This window comes from Clostridium sp., from assembly GCF_047777555.1.
Classification (GTDB): domain Bacteria; phylum Bacillota; class Clostridia; order Clostridiales; family Clostridiaceae; genus Clostridium_H.
On the sequence record NZ_JBKEEV010000001.1, the window covers coordinates 136238 to 155426 of the forward strand.

Here is a 19189-nt window from a genome sequence, read left to right on the forward strand (position 1 = left end):
ATTACATATGAATAAACAAAGTATAACTAAACTAAAGCTTTTCTTTATGGGACTAGAAAATAGATATTCTGAAAACAGTTCTATTTTTAAAGAAATTACAGTTGTTTTTAAAGCTGGATTAAAAACTTTTAAAGGAACAGGTTTCTATGAAAATGGGAACATAAAATATAATTTCAATGGAGTAACTGTAGTAAAAAATATAAGTGATATACTTAATGGTATAGTAAAGGATGCAGAAATTTATGAATCTCTCAAACTTGTGTATAGTGAAAGAGGTACTAATATATTGATTACTGCAGATAATAAAAATGTTTCAATGAGAAATATAGAGGTTTCTGAATCTCCTTCTGATAAATCAGATAGTAAGTCTAGCGGAGTATGTGATGTAGGATGTAATGACCACAATGCAGATGCTAAAACATCTACTTTGCTCAACAGAAATTATTTTATTAAAGTTGGAAAAGCTGACGCTCTTCTTAAAGAAATCAACATTATGACTAAAGATGGAAAAATTAAAAATGACAAGATAAGAAAATATAATCAAATAGACCACTATGTTGAACTTTTAGAGAGCATATTTGATAAGCTTTCAAATAAAGGAACTTTAACTATATTAGATTGTGGATGCGGTAAGTCCTATCTTTCATTTGTTTTAAATTATTACTTAACAGAAGTTAAAAAATTAAAGTGTCACTTTATAGGAATAGATTACTCTGAGTCTGTAATAAAATCTTCAAGAAAAATGGCTGAAAATCTTGGTTATAGAAATATGGAATTTCATGCTATGGACATAAAAGACTATGTTCCAAACAGACAGATAAATGTGGTGCTATCTTTACATGCTTGCGACACTGCAACTGATATGGCTCTTGCTTTAGGAATAAGAGTGAACTCCGACGTTATAATTGCAGTTCCTTGCTGTCATAGAGAACTTTTAAACCAATATTCCTATGAACCTTTTAAAACTGTAATAAAACATGGAATATTAAAGGCTAGAATGGCTGATATTCTAACTGATGGCATGAGAGCTGCTATGCTTGAAGCAAAAGGATATGATGTTTCTGTAGTTGAATATATATCCCCTCTTGAAACTCCTAAAAACCTTATGATTAGAGCCGTAAAGACAAAAGATGAAAATCCTAAAGCCATGGAAGAATATTTAAATTTAATGCAAGCGTTAAATGTGTATCCAGCACTTTATAGATTTTTAAATGAATGGGACAACTAAACTAAATTGTGACAATCTTTAATATTGAACATTCCATATGAGATTTGCATTTAGGAAAGCTTCTAATGCTAGTTCAACGCTTTCTACAATGCAAATCTCATATTTAAGTTCAATATTAAAAATTTATCTATAAAGCTTAAAGTATAGTACTATAGTAATTATAATGTTAGGAAGACCAAATAAGGATAACGCCCTTGCCCAGTTTTCTCCTTCCTCTAATGCCTTATTTCCTTTTTCTCCTCTTGCTTCTGCTCTTTTTCTTGAAATTATACCTATATTTCTAAACATACTAGACATTACAATACTCATTACAGCTGCAACTCCAGATATGGCAAAGGAAAACTGCCAATTATCAATTGCCATGGAAACTAAAGCTCCTATAGCAGCAACAAATAAGCCTATTACTAAAGCAATAATCATATTATCCCCCCTCACTTAATGGCTAGTTCAACTATTTTTGCTTCAACTAAATTCTCATAGATTTCAAGATAAGCAATACTGACTGGTAGTCTAAATCTTCTTGGCCCTGCACTTCCTGGGTTTAAATATAATATTCCATCTCTTTCTTCTATTGAAGGCTTATGAGAATGTCCACTAATAACCACATCAAAACCAGCTCCTTTAGGATCTAAATCCAACTCATTTATATCATGCAATATGTATATAAACTTTCCTCCAATCTCCACTACTTCAGTTTTAGGATATATTTTAGCAAGTTCTCCTTTATCATTATTACCTCTCACAGCAGCCACAGGAGCTTTAGTATTTAATTTTTCTATAATATAACTATCTCCAATATCTCCTGCATGAATTATCATATCCACATCATTGAATGCTGATATAGCTTCTTCTCTTAACAATCCATGGGTATCTGAAATTACTCCTATCTTATGCATACTCATTATTATCTCCTTATGATTCAAATTTCATAAAAATATAATTTTAATATAAAAATAGAACCTCTAAAATCATCATGAGGTTCCTATTTATCTTCTCATACTCTAATCTACATCGCTGTAAATTGGTTAATGGATTCAGTATATTCATACCCTACTGATTTCAATTTGCTTTTGATTTTTTCAATGTCTATTTCATAGTTATTACAAAAATCCTCAAGGCTAGTAAATTCATCTCTTAATTTCATGTTAACTACACTCAATAGCATATAAGGCTCCATGACTAAAAGCTTTTCCCTATCCATTATTATATCACCATCCAAATAAAAATTATAAGCCGTATTTTTATAATATATCAAAATCATCATAATAGAAATAAATTGTGAAAATCTTTAATATTGAACATTCCATATGAGATTTGCATTTAGGAAAGCTTCACTACGCAAAGAAGCTCTAGTATTTCTGACTTTAAAACTCTTAAACCTTCTAAACTCACTGTCGTTTAGACAATAGAAAGTTCTTACGGTGTTTTAAACTCACAAATAAAGAGCTTCTAATACTAGTTCAACGCTTTCTACAATGCAAATCTCATACTCCAGTTCAATATTAAAAGGATTATCAACATTTATATTAAATAAGAGCGTTTTAGTAAAAATGAATACACATACAGACAAATCTAATATTAGACTTACAATTATTAGCGTTTATTTAAACTTCATATCTAAGTGCACTTAAAAAAATGTATCAAACTCAGCAGCCTAACGGCTAAATTCAGCACTTTAGAGCCTACACTCTCTATACTCGCTAAACTCTCTAAACTTAGGACTTCAGCGTCTCCACTTCTTCACTTAATAAAATTCCATCGCAATTTTATTAAGTTCTTCTATTGTCAAATACGTATTTTCATATATAATATACTAGTCAGGAGTACAAAATAATATATTATATTATGTGATTATTTTATAGTTTTGAACCAATATGCTCCAGTATATGAAATACAGCATAAGTTTAAAATATTATTATCTCATTCGAAAGAGGTGCTACAATGAAAAAATTTGAAGATCTTATAAACGAAACCCTAGAAGCTGAGGATTCTGAAGAATTAGAAGCTGCTGCAGATTTATTTCAGTTTGGTATAGAGAAGGGATATTATACCAAAACTCAAGCGGCTAGGTTTAACGATACTTATTGGAAGGTAAAAGATAGATGCTTAGCTGCCGAGATTGCTAAACAAGTCAAAGGAAATAAGCTTGATATTATAAGTATAGTCTCTAGTGCTTCAGCTGACGTTAAGAATGATAATGATAAGCTTATCAGTTATGTAAATGATCGTCTAAAGGCATTAAGAGGAAAAATAAAGGGGCTTAAATAGACATATTAAAAATCATCGATTAACATTTTAGTGTTAATTGATGATTTTTTATTTTATCATAATCATATCCTTTTTCATATTATAAAAAGACTAATTTTATTTTTGGAGGTTTATATGTATATTCTTCCCTATATACCTATATACAGATTGCCAAACCCAAAGTATAGTATTACAATTAATGTTTCTGCCCGTAGACTTATACTATATCAAAATGGAAAGGTATTTAAAACTTACCCTATAGCTGTAGGTAAACCTTCCACCCCTACCCCTAGAGGAAATTTTAGAATTATAAATAAAGCTTTTAATCCAGGAGGACCTTTTGGTGCAAGGTGGCTTGGGTTATCTAAAAAAGGATATGGTATTCACGGAACAAATAATCCTTCATCTATTGGAAAAGCTATATCTAATGGTTGTATTAGGCTTCATAATGCTAATGTTATTGAGCTTTATAATCTAGTTCCTGTGGGAACGCCTGTGAGGATTGTTTAAATCTTTTCTATTTCTTTATTTTAAATTTTCATCTCCAGCTTTCTTTGAATTTCAATTTTAGAATATTAGCAAGAACTTTTAACTATTAATCTATTGAACTTCTTCTGCATTAATAGTAACATAAAATTAACTCATAAGGAAATATATGGAGGTTTGTAAATGAAAAGAGAAGATAAATATTCAATAGGCGAAGTGTCAAAAATTTGTAATGTCCCTAAGAAAACATTGCGTTATTATGATTCGATAAAACTGGTTGTTCCTGAACTTAGAGATGAAGGAAATAAATACAGATATTATAGTAAGGATCAGATGGTAACAATATGTATAATTCGTAGATTAAGAATGCTCGAATTTACATTAGAAGAAATTCGCCAAATAGTAAATGATAACAAAGCCGAAACCCTAAAAAAAAATATAGAGCATAAACTCCTAGAAATGTCCAAGGAAATAAATGACCTTGAAAAAAAATATTCTGACACCTATGTTTTTCTAGAAAGACTGAAGAAAGGAGCAGATATCATTTCTTATTGTGACAAAGATGATATTTTAAATAATGATATACACATTGAGGAAATTCCTGAGATCGATTTAGTCTTTACTAAAAAAGTAATGAAAAATTACTCCAATGCAGAAGTATCCTTAGAAAGATGGGTTGAAATAATTAATTTATGCAATAATCTACAGCTAAAAAGCAAAGGATCAATTATTGTTACATATCATTCAAAACCTCTTGAGCAGTTTTTATATAAAGATTCTCTAGTTGAATTTGGAATGTGCATAGAATCTCCTACAAAATACGAGAATTGCAGAAAGTTTGGAGGATTTACCGCCGTCACTACTACCCACATTGGAAATTACTCAAATATTGTAAATACTCATATAAAAATGATACAGTGGATTAACAAAAATGGTTACAAGATTGCAGGTAATATATCTGAAGAATTTATTATATCACCTCTTGATGTAAACAATGTAGACGAGCATATTACAAAAGTAATAATTCCTGTAACAAAAGCTTGAATTGTAAACAATTTCTATAAATCAAAAGCTTAGGGAACTCTTCTTATGAGTTCCCATTTCATTCTTAATTATATAACACCTTCTGATTTTAGATTTTTAATTTCTTCTTCTGTAAGTCCGAAAACTTCTGCATTATGTTGTCCTAATAATGGAGATGGAGCTTCTACACTACCTGGAGTTTCTGAAAGCTTTATAACACAGCCTTGGTAATATTGTTCTCCTGCTGTTGGGTGATTAACATGCACCATCATTTCTCTCGCCTGAATATGTGGATGCTCTATTGCCTCTTTAACGTTTAATACTGGACCGCATGGGATTCCTGCTTTATCCATTATATCTTCTATTTCTTTCTTCGTATAATTCTTGCACCAGTCACGAATTATATTTTGTAAATCTGGTACATAGTTTTCACAACGAGAAACATTTGTTTTATAACGAGGATCTTCAAGAAGTTCTTCATGACCTATAGTAGCACAGAATTTTTTAAATAACCTGTCATTACCAACTCCAAGAGCTACAAAACCATCCTTACACTTATAAATATCAAATGGACATATAGATGGATCTATATTTCCTTGACGTTCTGGAATAAAACCACCTATTGTATAGTTTACAATTGCATTTTCGAGTAAACTGAAAATTGTATCTATCATTGATACGTCAACATGTTGTCCTTTACCTGTCTTTTCACGATTGTAAAGGGCTAATAGTATTCCTACTGATAAATAAATTCCTGCAACATGATCTGCAATAGAAGGTCCAACCTTTACTGGATCTGTGTGTTTAAAACCTGTAAGATAAACCATACCACCCATGGCCTGTGCTACGATATCATAACAAGGACGATGTGTAATTGGTCCATATTGTCCAAATCCTGAACCTGAAGCATAAATAATAGTTGGATTTACCTTCTTTACAGACTCATAATCAATACCAAGCCTCTTTGTAACTCCACCCTTATAGTTCTCAACTAAAATATCAGCATCTTTTACAAGATCATAGAACATCTGTAACCCTTTTTCAGTTTTAAGGTTAAGAGTTACTCCCTTTTTATTACGGTTTACAAAGCAATAGAAACCACTTTCACCACTCTTTTCATCAATCGGTCCCCATGTACGAGATTGTTCACCATCAACTGGCTCAATCTTTATAACCTCTGCACCATAGTCAGCTAAAATCATTGTACAGAATGGTCCATTTAATGCGGTAGTGAGGTCAATTACTTTTAAACCTTCAAGTGCTTTTCTCATCTATAAACTCCCCCTATATTTGACCTATATTAATATGCCTCATAGACAAACTGAACTACTGCTGATAGCGGTGGATCAGGTAATACATCAATAGAACTTGGGTATGGTGGATTTTCAGGAACTTCAATAATCTTAAAAGCACGAACTTCAATTAATGCACGTTTCCCTTCTATCTTCTTAATTCTTCCAATATACTCCATATAGTCGCCTGCATATGAAGGAAGATAAAGACGAACTTTCTTTACCTCAACACAATGACCTGTGTTTCCAAATTCTTTCGCCATAAGTCTGTTTGCTACATCATTCATAAGTGTAATATTTCTTGCACCGTTTACAACTCCGCCGCCATAAAATACATCACGGTCTGACATTCTATAACGAAATGTTACTGTTTGTTGTTCATTCATAACACAACTCTCCTTTATTTTATATTTTGGATTTAGATTTTTATCTTAGATTTATTCTGGAAAATCCTCTAGTGCACGCCATGGATCTTTTACTGTTCCATCTGGTTGTGCTCCACGCTGTAAGTGCTTTTTAACTACTAAGCGAACATATCCTTCTGTACAAAGTACAGGTTCATCGAACCAAATCATATCTCCTGGTTTACAATCGGTTTTCCCTTCACGAAAAGCAGGTGTTGCAACTTTATAAACTTCAATTTTACAGTCACGAGATGTGTTTCCAGCATGTATAAGAGTTGCTTTAAAATCAACCATATCTCCTACATAAATATCTTTGTAGCATTTAACATCATGATATCCAAGGCAAAGTGACTCATCACCATCATTTAAAATCATTTGTTCTGTTTCAGCGTCTCCGATAAAATCAAATTGACGCCCAATTGGTACTAGTCCATCTGGATTGCCAGCATCTGCTGTTGTCATGTTATAGCTTAAAAAAGATACTCTTCTCATTATGACATCCTCCTAATATTTTTTATTATTTACATGCCTGCGCAATTGCGCACGCATTGATTTAACTAAGTTTTAAACTACTAGACTTTTATATTTTTATCAGATACTACTTTGTTTTTTTGGAATACTAAATAACCCATAATTGCAGCTACTGCTGTCCATGGTACCCACGCTAGCTTGTCAGATGATAGCGGAAGGCTCTCATATAATGTGCTTAAGTAACCTAAATTTATATTTAACTTAATTCCATAAGTATAAATGCTATCATAAACTCCAAATATTAAGGATGTTATCATTGCATAGCGGCATAGATTTAAATGTCTTTCACTTTGGTTGTTTGGCATTAATGAATAATATAAAACAAGTACGATAGCTGCTGGGTAAATACCATCAAGAATTGGTCCTAGAATTGTAAGTATTGAAGAAAGGCCCATACATCCAAAAATTGTGCTAAAAATCAAGACTATGATGGATGCCTTCTTATAGGTAGTCTTTCCTTCTGATACATCCACGAAAAACTCGGCACATCCAGAAGTCATACCGATTGCTGTTGTGAGGGCTGCAAAGAGTAGTGCTAATGAAAATAGTATTCCTCCTAATCGTCCAATAAGTTTAGTAGAAACTGCTGTGTAAAGAGCTGTATATTCTAAATCTATTGTTCCCCCTGTGGAAGCACCAATTAACATGTGGCAAAAGTGCGTACAGCTTAACATTGCTATACCAACGATGCCAACTCTGATGATATTCTTACTCATACGTTCCTCAGAAATACCTTTTTCTTTAAGACCATTTAAGATAACAATCCCGAATATTAATGAGCAAAGAATTTCGGCTGTTGCATAACCGTTTGTAAAACCGTAGGCAAATGCTGAACCCTCATATGTCTTTGCAACTGGCTCTGCAATTGGGGAGATAAGTCCCTTACCTACAACAATAATGACAATGATAAGAAGGAACGGGAAAAGAATCTGTGAAATACGATCCATTGTCTTTCCAGGATTCATTAAGAACCAATAAGTTATAAGATAGAATAATGTGGTAAATATAATCAGTGGTAATTTTGCTTCTGGATTTAAAGCAAAAGCCTGTACTATTGAGTCCCAAGCCGCTGCACTCATACGTGGAATAGCATATAAAGGTCCGAGCACAACAATCGTTATGACTGTGTATGATAAACCTAGTTTATTCCCAAGTACACGTTTAGTAATTTCTTTATAGGTACCATTACCTCTTGATAGTGCAACATATGCAAGCAATGTAAGTAATAAAGATGTTATAAATGCTCCACAGAACGCAATTATTACGGATGTACCACTCTCTTTCCCCCAGTTCACTGGCCACACCATACTAGATGCACCAAAGTGCATTGAGAAGAGTGCTCCACCCATTAATATTAGCGCTGGTAATTTCAAATCTCCATTCTTATTCAAATTTTTATTCATATATACCTCCGCTAATTAAATATTTATCTTAGCCAAGACACCAACATTATATTTAATACACTTAAAATAAGATTATTTATTGCTTTTTGCCTTTGTAATTTCCTCAATCATCATTGGAACAACCTTAAATAAGTCTCCAATAATACCGTAGTCTGCACAGTCAAAGATTGGAGCTGTTGCATCCTTATTTACTGCGATTATTAATTCGGAATCCTGCATACCTGCCTTATGTTGAATTGCACCAGAAATACCAAGAGCAATATAAACCTTTGGATGTACAGTCTTACCTGTCTGACCAACCTGGTGATCTGCTGTGAGCCAACCAGAGTCAATAACAGCACGGCTTCCACCTATAACTCCGCCACCAAAAGCCTCTGCAAGCTTATGAGCAAGCTTGATTCCAGCCTCAACATTCTTACCAATACCACGACCTACGGAAACGATAACATCCGCACCAATTAAGTCAATCATCTGTTTTGCTTCCTTAACAACCTTAAGAACTTTTGTATTTATGTCACTTTCAGAAATAAAAATAGGATACATCTCTACTTCACATGCATCAGCCTTTGCTTGGTTAAACTCTGACTTCTTCATAACACCTGGACGTACAGTCGACATACATGGTCTGAAACGTGGACAGATAATTGTTGCCATAAGATGTCCTCCAAATGCAGGACGTGTCATTTTTAAGTTCATATCATCCATTTTGAAGGTTGTCTTGGATAAATCAAGTGTAGAAGATGTTGTAAGAAAATCAACATACTTCTCCATGTCAATATCAAGATGTGTGCAGTCTGCTGTAAGGCCTGTATGTAAACGCGCTGCACAACGTGGGCCAAGATCTCGGCCAATGCTAGATGCTCCCATTAAGATAACTTCAGGTTTCTTATCCATTGCAACATCACAAAGCACCTTTGTATATGCCTCTGTTGTATAAACATTTAAGGCAGGATCATCACATACAATTACCTTGTCCGCACCGTATCCTCCAAGTTCTCTGGCAATGTCTTTTACATTGTGTCCAAGAAGTATACCGACAAGCTTTGAACCACGTTCATCAGCCAGTTTACGACCTTCGGAGATTAATTCAAAGTCAGTATTCATTAGTTTTCCATTGCGCTGCTCACAAAACACCCAAATATCCTTGAATGCACCTATATCAGAACTATTAAAATCCATATTCTCATGTCTCCTTTCAAATTAAATAACATGTTTCTCCTGTAATCTCGCTACTAAATCTGCTATTGCTTCTCTGCTAGCCCCTTCAAACATCATGCCTACACCCTTCTGAGGTGGTGTAAAAGACTTGAATATATTAGTAGGTGAACCTTTAAGCCCAATTGTATCCACCTCAATTAATGGTTCATCCTTAAGTGCTTGGAAATCAAGGATTGTAAGTGGTTTCTTATAGCAATTCATAATACCATCTATAGTCATATAACGAGTTGGAGAATTTTTTTCTTTTATACATGTGATTAGACAAGGAGTTTGAACCTGAATTATCATATATCCATCTTCAAGCATACGCTTTACTACTAGTTCATTATCTTTCTTACTAATTTCAGATACATAAGTAACTTGAGGAATATTAAGCTTTTCTGCAATTTGAGGTCCAACCTGCGCTGTATCCCCATCAATTGCCTGACGTCCACAGAAAATGATGTCCTCTTTACTAATTCCAAGATGTGAAATTGCTGCTGCAATAATCTGAGATGTTGCAAATGTATCAGAGCCACTGAATTCTCGCGAAGAAATCAGAACAGCATCATCTGCACCCATGGCAAGAAGCTCACGAAGCATTTTCTCTGCTTGAGGAGGACCCATTGTTATCGCTGTTACCCTGCATCCGGTTATATCTTTAAGTCTAAGTGCCTGCTCCATGGCGCCCATATCGTCTGGATTGGTTATAGTAGCCATAGAAGCACGATTTAGAGTTCCATCTGGATTTATTGCAACTTTACCTGAAGTATCCGGAACCTGTTTAACACAAACATAAATTCTCATTATTCCCTACACCCCTTTTCTATTTATTCATAACTGCTCTAGAGATAACTACTTTATGAATTTCAGAAGTACCCTCATAAATTTCTGTAATTTTAGCATCACGATACATACGTTCCAATGGATAATCCTTCATATAGCCATATCCTCCATGAATTTGGAGTGCTAAATTTGTAACAAAACGTGCATTTTCAGAAGCATTAAGCTTACACATAGCTGCCTCTGTTGTAAAAGGTTTCCCAGAATCCTCAAGATATGCAGCATACTGTACAAGGGTTTTTGCAGCCATTGTCTTTGTTGCCATATCAGCAATATACCATTGTATGCCCTGCAAATTTGCAATTGGCTTGCCAAATTGCACACGTTCTTTTGAATATTTAATAGAAAGTTCTAAAGCACCTTCTGCAACTCCTACAGCTTGAGCCCCTATTCCTATACGCGCTCTATCAAGTGCTTGCATTGCAATTTTAAAACCTTCCCCTTCTTTTCCAATAAGATTAGAAGCTGGAACACGGCAATCTTCAAATATAAGTTCAGCCGTTTCCGAACCTGCAAGTCCCATTTTTTCCTCAATCTTACCAACACTAAATCCTGGTGTTCCTTTTTCAACTATGATTGCAGACATTCCCTTTAATCCCTTGTTAGGCTGTGTAAGTGCAAATACTATAAGTACATCTGCACGGCTGCCTCCAGAAATAAAGCACTTTGTTCCATTTAATATATACTCATTTGTTTCCGGATCAAAAATAGCTGTTGTCTTTACGGAACCTGCATCAGAACCAGCATTTGGCTCGGTGAGTGCAAATGCTCCTAAGGATCCCCCCTTTGTAATCATAGGAAGATATTTCTGCTTCTGCTCTTCATTTCCATGCCTGTAGATACATTGAGGTGCAATTAGATGGATTGATAAAATTGCTGCAGAAGTCATACACTTCTTTGCAAACTCTGAAACAGCTATAACTTTTTCTAATGCACCACCACCAGAACCTCCGTACTGACTAGGAATGCCTATTCCCGTAAACCCCAGTGATGCCATCTTTTTGAAATTTTCTTCTGGAAAAACATGTTCAAGATCAATACGTGCTGCAGCTGGTTCTAATTCATTCTCGGCAAACTGTTGAGCTAAGTCTTTAATCATTTCCTGTTCTCTGGTTAATGAAAAATCCATATGCTTTCTCATCCTTTCTTTAATATGGAGTAGAGACATTTTTTAATACTATATTTAATGACCACACTTTGATGCTTCATCTTATTTTCTAATACTCTTCTTGCTATATTTCATATAAAATGTTATCTTATCCAGTTACTGGAATGTCAACAACTTTATTATGTTTTTATTTATATAATTTCAGTCAAGCTTTCCCCCGCTAAAATCCTAATATAATTTCAAGATATATAGTATATAACTCTGTTCTATAGTATCTAGTAATTTTAAAAAAGACTGTTGATAAGATACGCCTATCAACAGTCCTAATTTAATTTAAGAGTATATAGTTTTTAAAGCTACTTCATGTGGCTCTCTATTTTCCTTGAATCGAACTTCACCTGGAGTAATGCATTGATATACAGGGCAAACATTTAAGCATAAATGACAGCCAACACATTTATCATTTATAGTAGGTTTTCTATTTTCCTTATTCCAATCAATAGCTTGATGTCCTCCATCATAGCAAGAAATATAACACCTGCCGCAGCCAACACATAGTTCTTCATTTATTTTAGGAATAATCCTAAATGAACGATCAATTTCATCTGCTCCAACTATATTAGGTAATGCTAAACCTACTAAATCTTTTAATTTTTCAACTCCTCTCTCTTCCATATAGTAAGATAATCCACTAATCATATCCTCAACAATTCTATATCCATATTGCATTACTGCAGTTGTAACTTGTATGTTTTCACAACCTAATAACAAGAATTCTAAACAATCCTGCCAAGTTTCTATACCACCTATTCCTGAAACTGGAATATCCTTTAGTTCTGGATCATGTTTTAAATCTGAAATAAATCTAAGAGCTATAGGTTTTATTGCCGCACCAGAATATCCTGATACAGAAGATTTACCATTTACTACAGGCATTGCAGTTAGGTTTTCTAAATCAATATTAGTAATGGATTTAACTGTGTTAATAGCAGATATTCCTTTAGCTCCTGCCTCTATAGCAGCCTTTGCTGGAACCTGCATTAAAGTAATATTTGGTGTCATTTTAGCAATAACCGGTAGATGAGTGTTTTCTACTACAGCTTTAGTGTATTCATATACTAAAGCTGGATTTGTTCCTACATCAGAACCCATGGAAGAACTAGTCATTTGTGGACAAGAGAAGTTACATTCTATCATATCTGCTCCTGCTTCAGTTACCTTTTTAGCTAAAATTTCCCACTCTTCTTTAGTGCTGCCCATAATGCTAACAGCTAGAACTTTAGTAGGGTAATCTTTCTTTAATCTTCGTATATACTCTAAATTAACCTCTAATGGCTTTTCAGATATCTGTTCCATATTCTTAAATCCTGTCCAAGGAGTTCCTTCCTTTTTAGTTATGTCAAATCTAGGAGAGCATTCATCAGGAATATAAATACCTACTGTTTTATAGAAAACTCCTGCCCATCCTGCATCGAAAGCCTTAGCTATCATATCGTAATTGCTACAAACCGGTGAAGAAGATAGAAAAAATGGATTTTCACATTTTACACCTAAAAATTCTATAGATAAATCCTTTTTATATGCCATAATGACCCCTCCTATTTATTTAAATATGAAATAATTTTTTCTGCAGATTCTTTTCCCTCAGCAACTGCCTCTACCACAGTCTTTCCGCCGTTAATAAAGTCTCCAGCTGCAAATACGCCTTCTTCAATGGCATAGTTTTTATATTCTTCACTAGCTTCTTGTCCAATTGCAAAGATTATATGATCTGCCTTTAACTTCATTTCTGAGTATCCGTCTCTAGATTTGCAAACTAAACCTACAACCTTATTATTTTCTCCAAGTATCCTCTCTGGAGCAAACTCTGTATATATAGGTATTCCCATGCTTTGAGCATAGTGAAGTTCAGAACTATGTGCAGGTGATTCCTCAATACTTCTTCTATATACAATGCTAACTTTACCCTTAGATAACTGTCTAGCAGTTGTTGCACAATCCAATGCCACATCTCCTAGTCCAATAACAACAACGTTATCACCTATTTCAATTTTTCCGTTAGAACTTCGAGCATTTGCTAAAAATGATAATGCACTTTCTACTCCATTTAAATCGCGACCTTCAATATTAATATCCTTAGATTTAGAAAGACCAACACCAATGAATATAGCATTATATTCATTTTTTAATTTCTTAATATCCTCTGGTGCAATATGTTCATTAGTTCTAAATTCTACACCTAATTCCCTAAGACAATTAATATCTTGCTCAACAACTTCTTGAGGTAGACGTGATGGAGTGATTCCATAAGTAAGCATTCCGCCTATCCTTTCCTTTTCTTCAAAGACTGTTACTTGATATCCTTCCTCAGCTAACCTTGCAGCACATGCTAAAGAGGCTGGTCCAGAACCTACACATGCAATTCTTTCTTCTCTTTTTTTCTTAGGAGCCTTTAAAACCTTTAAATTAAATAATTTTTCTTGATCCATTGCGAACTTTTGTAATTTTCCAATATTGATTGGTTTGTCTATTCCGGTTCTGCTGCATGCTTTTTCACATAAGTCTTCATGTGGACATATCATGGCACAACATGCTCCAAGTATATTGTTAGATCTAATAACCTCTGCTGCTCCCTTTATATTCTTAAAGCGAATAGAACGTATAAACTTTCCTGGGTCAGTTTTTGCTGGACATTCTTTGCTGCATGGTGGATCCTCACATAATAAACATCTACTAGCTTCCTCAATTGCTGTTCTAATATTATAATCCTGCACATTTTGCTCACCATAAGCGAGTTTGTTAACTTTTGCCATTATAATTCCCCCTTACATAAATATAAAAGTTTATATTTCTAACAAATAACAGATGGTATATATGTCCATCTATTATTTATGGGTTTCTTTGATATACATTTATAAAGAGTACATAAGGGTTATCTCGAGATTTTATACCATGAGATAGCCCTTATATACATATATTAGTTTTTAATTTACTTTATAAATTTTTTTCTACTTTTCTACTCTTTTTATTAGTGAGATTAAAAAGCCAATCTCCGCTGCATTGACATGCGTGTCCTAATAAGCCTCCTAATAAAAGTGAAGGTAATACAAGCTTCCAATCTCCATTTGCAGCAAAAGTTGAAAAACTTCCAAAAAAAGTTCCAGGTATATATGCAAATAATTTACTTTTTGCTTGAATACACATACCAAATGTTATTATCGTTGTCATAATAGATCCAGCTATTTCAGGTTGAATTCCAAGTACTGGGCTTAATTTTATTGCAATCATAGCCCAAATTACTCCACTTATATTTGCAATAAGAGAAGCTTTTAATCCTTCCTTCTTTCCTCCTGCTGCAAAGTAACTTGTGCAACCAGAAAATCCAGCCCATCCTAATAACCCAATTATGCCGCTTACATAACTCCAAATTCCGCACAAAATGGCTGTTGTTATTGAAAGTGACAATAATGAACCCATCTTTCACCTCTAATCTAAATAATTATTTATAAATTAAACTATTATAGGAGCTCCTCTCTTTATAAATTCTCCTCTTCCTTCTTCTCCTACAAACTTACCATTTTCAGCAATCAAATCTCCTCGAGAGAAAGTTGCTACAGGATATCCTTTTATTTCAAATCCTTCATAAGGTGTATAATCAACATTTTCATGTAAAATACCCTTTGTTATCTTTACTTTCTTATTAGGATCTAAAACTACTATATCTGCATCACTGCCTACTGCAATTGTTCCTTTTTTAGGATACATACCAAATATCTTTGCACTATTTGTAGATGTAATTTCAACAAATTTATTTAAAGAAATCCTTCCCTTATCTACACCTTCTGAATACATTAATGCCATTCTTAATTCAATACCTGGAGCTCCATTAGGTATCTTAGTGAAATCATCCTTACCCAATTCTTTTTGTTTCATAAAAAATGGACAGTGATCTGTTGCAATAGTTTGTAAAACACCATCGTTAATCATCTTCCAAAGCGCTTCATTATTCTTCTTGTTCCTTAATGGTGGTGACATTACATATTTTGAACCATTAAAATTAGGTTCCTCGTATCTTGTATCATCTAATAGTAAATATTGTGGACATGTTTCACCCATTACTGGTAGGCCTTTTTCTCTAGCCTTTTTAATTGCAGCAGCAGACTCTTCACAGCTTACATGAACTACATGTAAAGGCGCATTTGAAATCTGTGCCATCTTTATTGCTCTATTTGTAGCCTCTTCTTCACATATATAAGGTCTTGACATTGCATGGTACTTTGGTTCAATCTTTCCTTCAGAAAGAAGTTTTTCTGTTAAATACTTTATAGCATAATAGTTTTCTGCATGTACACCAATAAGTCCACCTGCCTCACTAGCAGTTTTTAAAACTTCAATTAAAGTAAAGTCATCAACTCTCATATTGTCATATACCATAAATACTTTAAAACTAGAATATCCTTCAGAAATAACTTGAGGAATCTCCTTCTTTACATCATCATTTATTTGTGTAACCGCAATATGAATTCCATAATCTATAACAGCTTTATTATCAGCCTTTTTTCTCCATATATCAGCAGTCTCGTGTAAAGTCTTACCCTGAGGTTGCACAGCAAAATCTACTATGGTAGTAGTTCCACCAATTGCAGCAGCTTTAGTTCCAGTGCAAAAATCATCACTAGAGTAAGTTCCTCCGAAAGGCATATCTAAATGAGTATGCGCATCAATTCCTCCAGGTATAAGATACATTCCATTTGCATCATAAACTCTATCAGCTTCAGTTGCTAATATATTTTCTCCTATTTCCACTATTTTTTGATTCTTGACAGCAACATCTGCTTTAAATGTATCTGCTGCTGTAACAACAGTTCCATTCTTAATGACAAGATCATATTTTGCCATTATATAACACCTCTTTCTTACCTTTTTAATAAGCAACTATTACTTAACACATATCACTGAAATACAGGCTATTAGCTTTTATTTTTTATCAATTTGTAAGATTGTTTGTAGCAATACATTAGCTCCCTTGAAGCAATCATCATCGTCAGTTTTTTCTATTTCACAATGGCTATGTCCACCAATACTTGGAACGAAAATCATAGTTGTAGGTAACATATCTGCTACATATTGAGCATCATGCCCAGGACCACTATACATTCTCTTACTTGAATAACCGTAAAGGTTAGCAGCATTTTCAACAAAATTAACTAATTCTTTATCAAAAGTAACAGTTTTGCGTGACCATAATTCTTTGTAGCTAACTTCACATTTTGCAAGTTCTTTTGGAATATTTTCAATTATCTTAACAACTTGTTTTATTACCTCTGGATCTTGATGTCTTGCGTCCAAAGTAAATCTAACATCATCAGGTATAATTGTATGAATATTTGGAGAGCAATTAATTCTACCAGTAGTATATACTAGCTTGCTGTCAAGCTTATCTAGTTCTCTATGAAGATATTGAATGGCTTCAGAAGCTGCTAAAAGAGCATCTCTTCTAAGTTTTTGCGGAACTGTTCCTGCATGGCCAGCTTGTCCTCTGAATCTAAATTCATAGTTAACCATTCCAACAACGCCTTCTACAACTCCTATACTTATGTTTTCAGCTTCAAGTACTGGACCTTGTTCAATATGAAGTTCTACATAAGCCTTATAATCTTTAGGATTCATTCTATTCTTCTCGTCACCCTTATATCCACTTGCATCTAATGCTTCACCAAAAGTTATTCCTTCTGTATCTTTTGATGCTAGCATCTTTTCTTTATCAAACTTACCAGTTATAACACCTGAAGACATCATAGCTGGGTCAAAGCGTGCTCCCTCTTCATTTGTCCAAATCATAGCTGTAATAGGATGTCTGTGAGGAATCTTCTCAGTAACAATAGTTTCAAGAACCTCCATTGCTGATATTACGCCTAATATACCATCATAATTTCCACCTTGTATTACCGAATCACAGTGAGAACCCATTGCTATACGTGGAAGATCCTCTGATCCTTTAATAGTTGCATACATATTTCCCATATCATCTGTTACGATATCTGCACCTATAGCTTTCATTCTCTTAGAAAATTCTGCTCTTGCTTGTAAAGCTTCTTTAGATAAAGATAGTCTTGTTATTCCACCTCTTCCAGTATCACCAAATTTACTAAATGTAACAATCTTATCAACTAATCTTTCTTTGTTACAAGTTACCATACAAAACACACTTCCTTCTTTAAATTTTTATAATGAATCGTTTACATTATAAATATTTATGCTTATACCATTATCAATATGACATAAAAGCCAGCTCAAAAAATAGTATCTTATGAACTGACTTTTACATAATTTATGGTATTTATGAACCCCCGTATTTATTATCTGAATTTTAATCCCATCTATTTTTTACAACGCCTGATGGTTGAACTCCACGTTGTAAAGGCTTCTTAACAACTAATGTACCAACAGCTCTAGCAACAAGTACTGGTGGATCTAATACGTCTACATCACTTTCTGCTGCATCTGGCTTTCCGTTTCTTCTTGCTGGTGTAGCTACTTTATATGTTTCAAATTCGCATCTACGTGAACTATTACCTACCTTCACTATTCTGCCTCTTGCTTCTATATAATCTCCTTCATATACAGGAGCTAAAAATTCAACGTTTTCATATGATGCGAATAAAGATTCATCTCCATCTTGTAATACACAAAGTTCTGTTCCAACATCTCCATAAATATCTAAATGTATGTTAGGTTGAACAACTCCTCCTGCATAGTGTCCTTTGTTCATTCTATATCTTAATACAGACTCTCTTACCATACTAAATACCTCCTATTTTTATTAATAAACTTATGACTATAATTTAAATCTATTTTTCTGGTACTACATAAGTTGCAATTGCCTCAGATGTCATAACTGGAGTTTCTAAAACATCTACTGCTGAATCTTGTTCTTTAATACGAGCATTAGTAGCTATCTTGAAAGCTCTGCATTGAACCTTTCTCTTATTTCCTTCTATTCCGATAATTCTTGCTGCTACTTCTAAGAAATCGCCAGCATACATTGGTGCTGTAAATTGTATTGTATCGTATCCTATGCATTGTCCTTCATTTCCATCATGCATTATCATTAATTCTGTAGCAGCATCTCCCATAAGCTCAATTGCATGAGATCCATTTACTAATTCCCCTGCATAGTGAGCATCTCCTGAAGATAGACGCACACGAATCATAGTTTCATAATTCTTTTCTGGTTTTACAAATGCCATAATCTTTTACCTCCTAAAATTTTAAAAATTTATTACTTATCTCTTTTATCCTTGCGTAAATCTCATTGCTTTTTATATCCTATGTTTGTCCTTTCAAATAAAACTTTACAATATCCAGTTACTGGAATGTCAATAATTTTTTTGGTTTTTTTTTACAAGATCACATTAACTTTTGGA

General features: G+C 33.8%; 21 protein-coding genes. 4 read left to right on the forward strand and 17 right to left on the reverse strand.

What is annotated here, in order from left to right; genetic code table 11:
• Positions 1–7 precede the first annotated feature (7 nt).
• A complete protein-coding gene (locus ACFWTK_RS00670; protein ID WP_415874244.1) occupies positions 8–1228 on the forward strand; it encodes a class I SAM-dependent methyltransferase in 1221 nt (406 codons plus the stop codon).
• A gap of 123 nt (positions 1229–1351) precedes the next feature.
• Here ACFWTK_RS00670 and ACFWTK_RS00675 read toward each other — a convergent pair whose 3' ends face one another.
• The 3 genes from ACFWTK_RS00675 to ACFWTK_RS00685 all read right to left on the reverse strand — a co-directional run bounded on the left by ACFWTK_RS00675 (position 1352) and on the right by ACFWTK_RS00685 (position 2492).
• Positions 1352–1648 (reverse strand): hypothetical protein, encoded by a 297-nt coding sequence (locus ACFWTK_RS00675; RefSeq protein WP_415874245.1) that lies wholly within the window; start codon positions 1646–1648, stop codon positions 1352–1354.
• Between the two features lie 11 nt (positions 1649–1659).
• Positions 1660–2124, reverse strand: coding sequence for a metallophosphoesterase family protein (locus ACFWTK_RS00680; protein WP_415874246.1), 465 nt, complete (start codon positions 2122–2124; stop codon positions 1660–1662).
• A gap of 110 nt (positions 2125–2234) precedes the next feature.
• Positions 2235–2492: a DUF4250 domain-containing protein gene (locus tag ACFWTK_RS00685; protein ID WP_415874247.1), complete on the reverse strand. Its 258-nt coding sequence runs from the start codon at positions 2490–2492 to the stop codon at positions 2235–2237.
• 677 nt (positions 2493–3169) lie between these two features.
• Between ACFWTK_RS00685 and ACFWTK_RS00690 the strand changes: the two genes are divergently transcribed.
• From ACFWTK_RS00690 to ACFWTK_RS00700, 3 genes are all read left to right on the forward strand, one after another.
• Positions 3170–3496, forward strand: coding sequence for a hypothetical protein (locus ACFWTK_RS00690; RefSeq protein WP_415874248.1), 327 nt, complete (start codon positions 3170–3172; stop codon positions 3494–3496).
• A 114-nt stretch (positions 3497–3610) separates the two neighbouring features.
• The gene (locus ACFWTK_RS00695; RefSeq protein WP_415874249.1) at positions 3611–3985 is read left to right on the forward strand and encodes a L,D-transpeptidase; all 375 of its coding nucleotides are present in this window, start codon (positions 3611–3613) and stop codon (positions 3983–3985) included.
• Between the two features lie 159 nt (positions 3986–4144).
• Positions 4145–5005 (forward strand): MerR family transcriptional regulator, encoded by an 861-nt coding sequence (locus tag ACFWTK_RS00700; protein WP_415874250.1) that lies wholly within the window; start codon positions 4145–4147, stop codon positions 5003–5005.
• Between the two features lie 68 nt (positions 5006–5073).
• On the opposite strand, the gene ACFWTK_RS00705 is transcribed toward ACFWTK_RS00700, so the two are convergent.
• From ACFWTK_RS00705 to ACFWTK_RS00770, 14 genes are all read right to left on the reverse strand, one after another.
• Positions 5074–6255, reverse strand: a complete 1182-nt coding sequence (locus tag ACFWTK_RS00705) for a CaiB/BaiF CoA transferase family protein (RefSeq protein ID WP_061858131.1) — start codon at positions 6253–6255, stop codon at positions 5074–5076.
• Between the two features lie 29 nt (positions 6256–6284).
• Positions 6285–6662 carry a hotdog fold domain-containing protein gene (locus ACFWTK_RS00710; RefSeq protein ID WP_061858132.1) on the reverse strand — a complete coding sequence of 126 codons (378 nt, stop codon included), beginning with the start codon at positions 6660–6662 and terminating at the stop codon, positions 6285–6287.
• 51 nt (positions 6663–6713) lie between these two features.
• The gene (locus ACFWTK_RS00715; protein WP_061858133.1) at positions 6714–7172 is read right to left on the reverse strand and encodes a hypothetical protein; all 459 of its coding nucleotides are present in this window, start codon (positions 7170–7172) and stop codon (positions 6714–6716) included.
• An 80-nt stretch (positions 7173–7252) separates the two neighbouring features.
• A complete protein-coding gene (gene brnQ / locus ACFWTK_RS00720) occupies positions 7253–8614 on the reverse strand; it encodes a branched-chain amino acid transport system II carrier protein (protein WP_415874251.1) in 1362 nt (453 codons plus the stop codon).
• A 72-nt stretch (positions 8615–8686) separates the two neighbouring features.
• Positions 8687–9793, reverse strand: coding sequence for an acryloyl-CoA reductase electron transfer subunit beta (acrA, locus tag ACFWTK_RS00725; protein ID WP_415874252.1), 1107 nt, complete (start codon positions 9791–9793; stop codon positions 8687–8689).
• Positions 9794–9814: 21 nt separating this feature from the next.
• The gene (gene acrB, locus ACFWTK_RS00730) at positions 9815–10618 is read right to left on the reverse strand and encodes an acryloyl-CoA reductase electron transfer subunit gamma (protein WP_061858136.1); all 804 of its coding nucleotides are present in this window, start codon (positions 10616–10618) and stop codon (positions 9815–9817) included.
• Between the two features lie 19 nt (positions 10619–10637).
• A complete protein-coding gene (gene acrC, locus ACFWTK_RS00735; RefSeq protein ID WP_061858137.1) occupies positions 10638–11783 on the reverse strand; it encodes an acryloyl-CoA reductase in 1146 nt (381 codons plus the stop codon).
• A gap of 312 nt (positions 11784–12095) precedes the next feature.
• Positions 12096–13349 carry an NAD-dependent dihydropyrimidine dehydrogenase subunit PreA gene (gene preA / locus ACFWTK_RS00740; protein WP_061858138.1) on the reverse strand — a complete coding sequence of 418 codons (1254 nt, stop codon included), beginning with the start codon at positions 13347–13349 and terminating at the stop codon, positions 12096–12098.
• Between the two features lie 11 nt (positions 13350–13360).
• The gene (locus tag ACFWTK_RS00745) at positions 13361–14575 is read right to left on the reverse strand and encodes an FAD-dependent oxidoreductase (RefSeq protein ID WP_061858139.1); all 1215 of its coding nucleotides are present in this window, start codon (positions 14573–14575) and stop codon (positions 13361–13363) included.
• A 181-nt stretch (positions 14576–14756) separates the two neighbouring features.
• Positions 14757–15239 carry a DUF1097 domain-containing protein gene (locus ACFWTK_RS00750; RefSeq protein WP_061858140.1) on the reverse strand — a complete coding sequence of 161 codons (483 nt, stop codon included), beginning with the start codon at positions 15237–15239 and terminating at the stop codon, positions 14757–14759.
• A 33-nt stretch (positions 15240–15272) separates the two neighbouring features.
• Positions 15273–16661, reverse strand: a complete 1389-nt coding sequence (gene hydA / locus ACFWTK_RS00755) for a dihydropyrimidinase (protein ID WP_061858141.1) — start codon at positions 16659–16661, stop codon at positions 15273–15275.
• A 78-nt stretch (positions 16662–16739) separates the two neighbouring features.
• Positions 16740–17960 carry a Zn-dependent hydrolase gene (locus tag ACFWTK_RS00760; RefSeq protein WP_061858142.1) on the reverse strand — a complete coding sequence of 407 codons (1221 nt, stop codon included), beginning with the start codon at positions 17958–17960 and terminating at the stop codon, positions 16740–16742.
• A 172-nt stretch (positions 17961–18132) separates the two neighbouring features.
• Positions 18133–18564, reverse strand: coding sequence for a hotdog domain-containing protein (locus ACFWTK_RS00765; RefSeq protein ID WP_061858143.1), 432 nt, complete (start codon positions 18562–18564; stop codon positions 18133–18135).
• A gap of 49 nt (positions 18565–18613) precedes the next feature.
• A complete protein-coding gene (locus ACFWTK_RS00770) occupies positions 18614–19012 on the reverse strand; it encodes a hotdog fold domain-containing protein (protein WP_061858144.1) in 399 nt (132 codons plus the stop codon).
• Positions 19013–19189: the final 177 nt, after the last annotated feature.

What these genes read in the sequence shown, in the direction of transcription:
- ACFWTK_RS00670 (WP_415874244.1), top strand. Translation starts at nt 8, where the DNA reads ATGAATAAACAAAGTATAACTAAACTAAAGCTTTTCTTTATGGGACTA.
- ACFWTK_RS00675 (WP_415874245.1), bottom strand. Translation starts at nt 1,648, where the DNA reads ATGATTATTGCTTTAGTAATAGGCTTATTTGTTGCTGCTATAGGAGCT.
- ACFWTK_RS00680 (WP_415874246.1), bottom strand. Translation starts at nt 2,124, where the DNA reads ATGCATAAGATAGGAGTAATTTCAGATACCCATGGATTGTTAAGAGAA.
- ACFWTK_RS00685 (WP_415874247.1), bottom strand. Translation starts at nt 2,492, where the DNA reads ATGATGATTTTGATATATTATAAAAATACGGCTTATAATTTTTATTTG.
- ACFWTK_RS00690 (WP_415874248.1), top strand. Translation starts at nt 3,170, where the DNA reads ATGAAAAAATTTGAAGATCTTATAAACGAAACCCTAGAAGCTGAGGAT.
- ACFWTK_RS00695 (WP_415874249.1), top strand. Translation starts at nt 3,611, where the DNA reads ATGTATATTCTTCCCTATATACCTATATACAGATTGCCAAACCCAAAG.
- ACFWTK_RS00700 (WP_415874250.1), top strand. Translation starts at nt 4,145, where the DNA reads ATGAAAAGAGAAGATAAATATTCAATAGGCGAAGTGTCAAAAATTTGT.
- ACFWTK_RS00705 (WP_061858131.1), bottom strand. Translation starts at nt 6,255, where the DNA reads ATGAGAAAAGCACTTGAAGGTTTAAAAGTAATTGACCTCACTACCGCA.
- ACFWTK_RS00710 (WP_061858132.1), bottom strand. Translation starts at nt 6,662, where the DNA reads ATGAATGAACAACAAACAGTAACATTTCGTTATAGAATGTCAGACCGT.
- ACFWTK_RS00715 (WP_061858133.1), bottom strand. Translation starts at nt 7,172, where the DNA reads ATGAGAAGAGTATCTTTTTTAAGCTATAACATGACAACAGCAGATGCT.
- brnQ (WP_415874251.1), bottom strand. Translation starts at nt 8,614, where the DNA reads ATGAATAAAAATTTGAATAAGAATGGAGATTTGAAATTACCAGCGCTA.
- acrA (WP_415874252.1), bottom strand. Translation starts at nt 9,793, where the DNA reads ATGGATTTTAATAGTTCTGATATAGGTGCATTCAAGGATATTTGGGTG.
- acrB (WP_061858136.1), bottom strand. Translation starts at nt 10,618, where the DNA reads ATGAGAATTTATGTTTGTGTTAAACAGGTTCCGGATACTTCAGGTAAA.
- acrC (WP_061858137.1), bottom strand. Translation starts at nt 11,783, where the DNA reads ATGGATTTTTCATTAACCAGAGAACAGGAAATGATTAAAGACTTAGCT.
- preA (WP_061858138.1), bottom strand. Translation starts at nt 13,349, where the DNA reads ATGGCATATAAAAAGGATTTATCTATAGAATTTTTAGGTGTAAAATGT.
- ACFWTK_RS00745 (WP_061858139.1), bottom strand. Translation starts at nt 14,575, where the DNA reads ATGGCAAAAGTTAACAAACTCGCTTATGGTGAGCAAAATGTGCAGGAT.
- ACFWTK_RS00750 (WP_061858140.1), bottom strand. Translation starts at nt 15,239, where the DNA reads ATGGGTTCATTATTGTCACTTTCAATAACAACAGCCATTTTGTGCGGA.
- hydA (WP_061858141.1), bottom strand. Translation starts at nt 16,661, where the DNA reads ATGGCAAAATATGATCTTGTCATTAAGAATGGAACTGTTGTTACAGCA.
- ACFWTK_RS00760 (WP_061858142.1), bottom strand. Translation starts at nt 17,960, where the DNA reads ATGGTAACTTGTAACAAAGAAAGATTAGTTGATAAGATTGTTACATTT.
- ACFWTK_RS00765 (WP_061858143.1), bottom strand. Translation starts at nt 18,564, where the DNA reads ATGGTAAGAGAGTCTGTATTAAGATATAGAATGAACAAAGGACACTAT.
- ACFWTK_RS00770 (WP_061858144.1), bottom strand. Translation starts at nt 19,012, where the DNA reads ATGGCATTTGTAAAACCAGAAAAGAATTATGAAACTATGATTCGTGTG.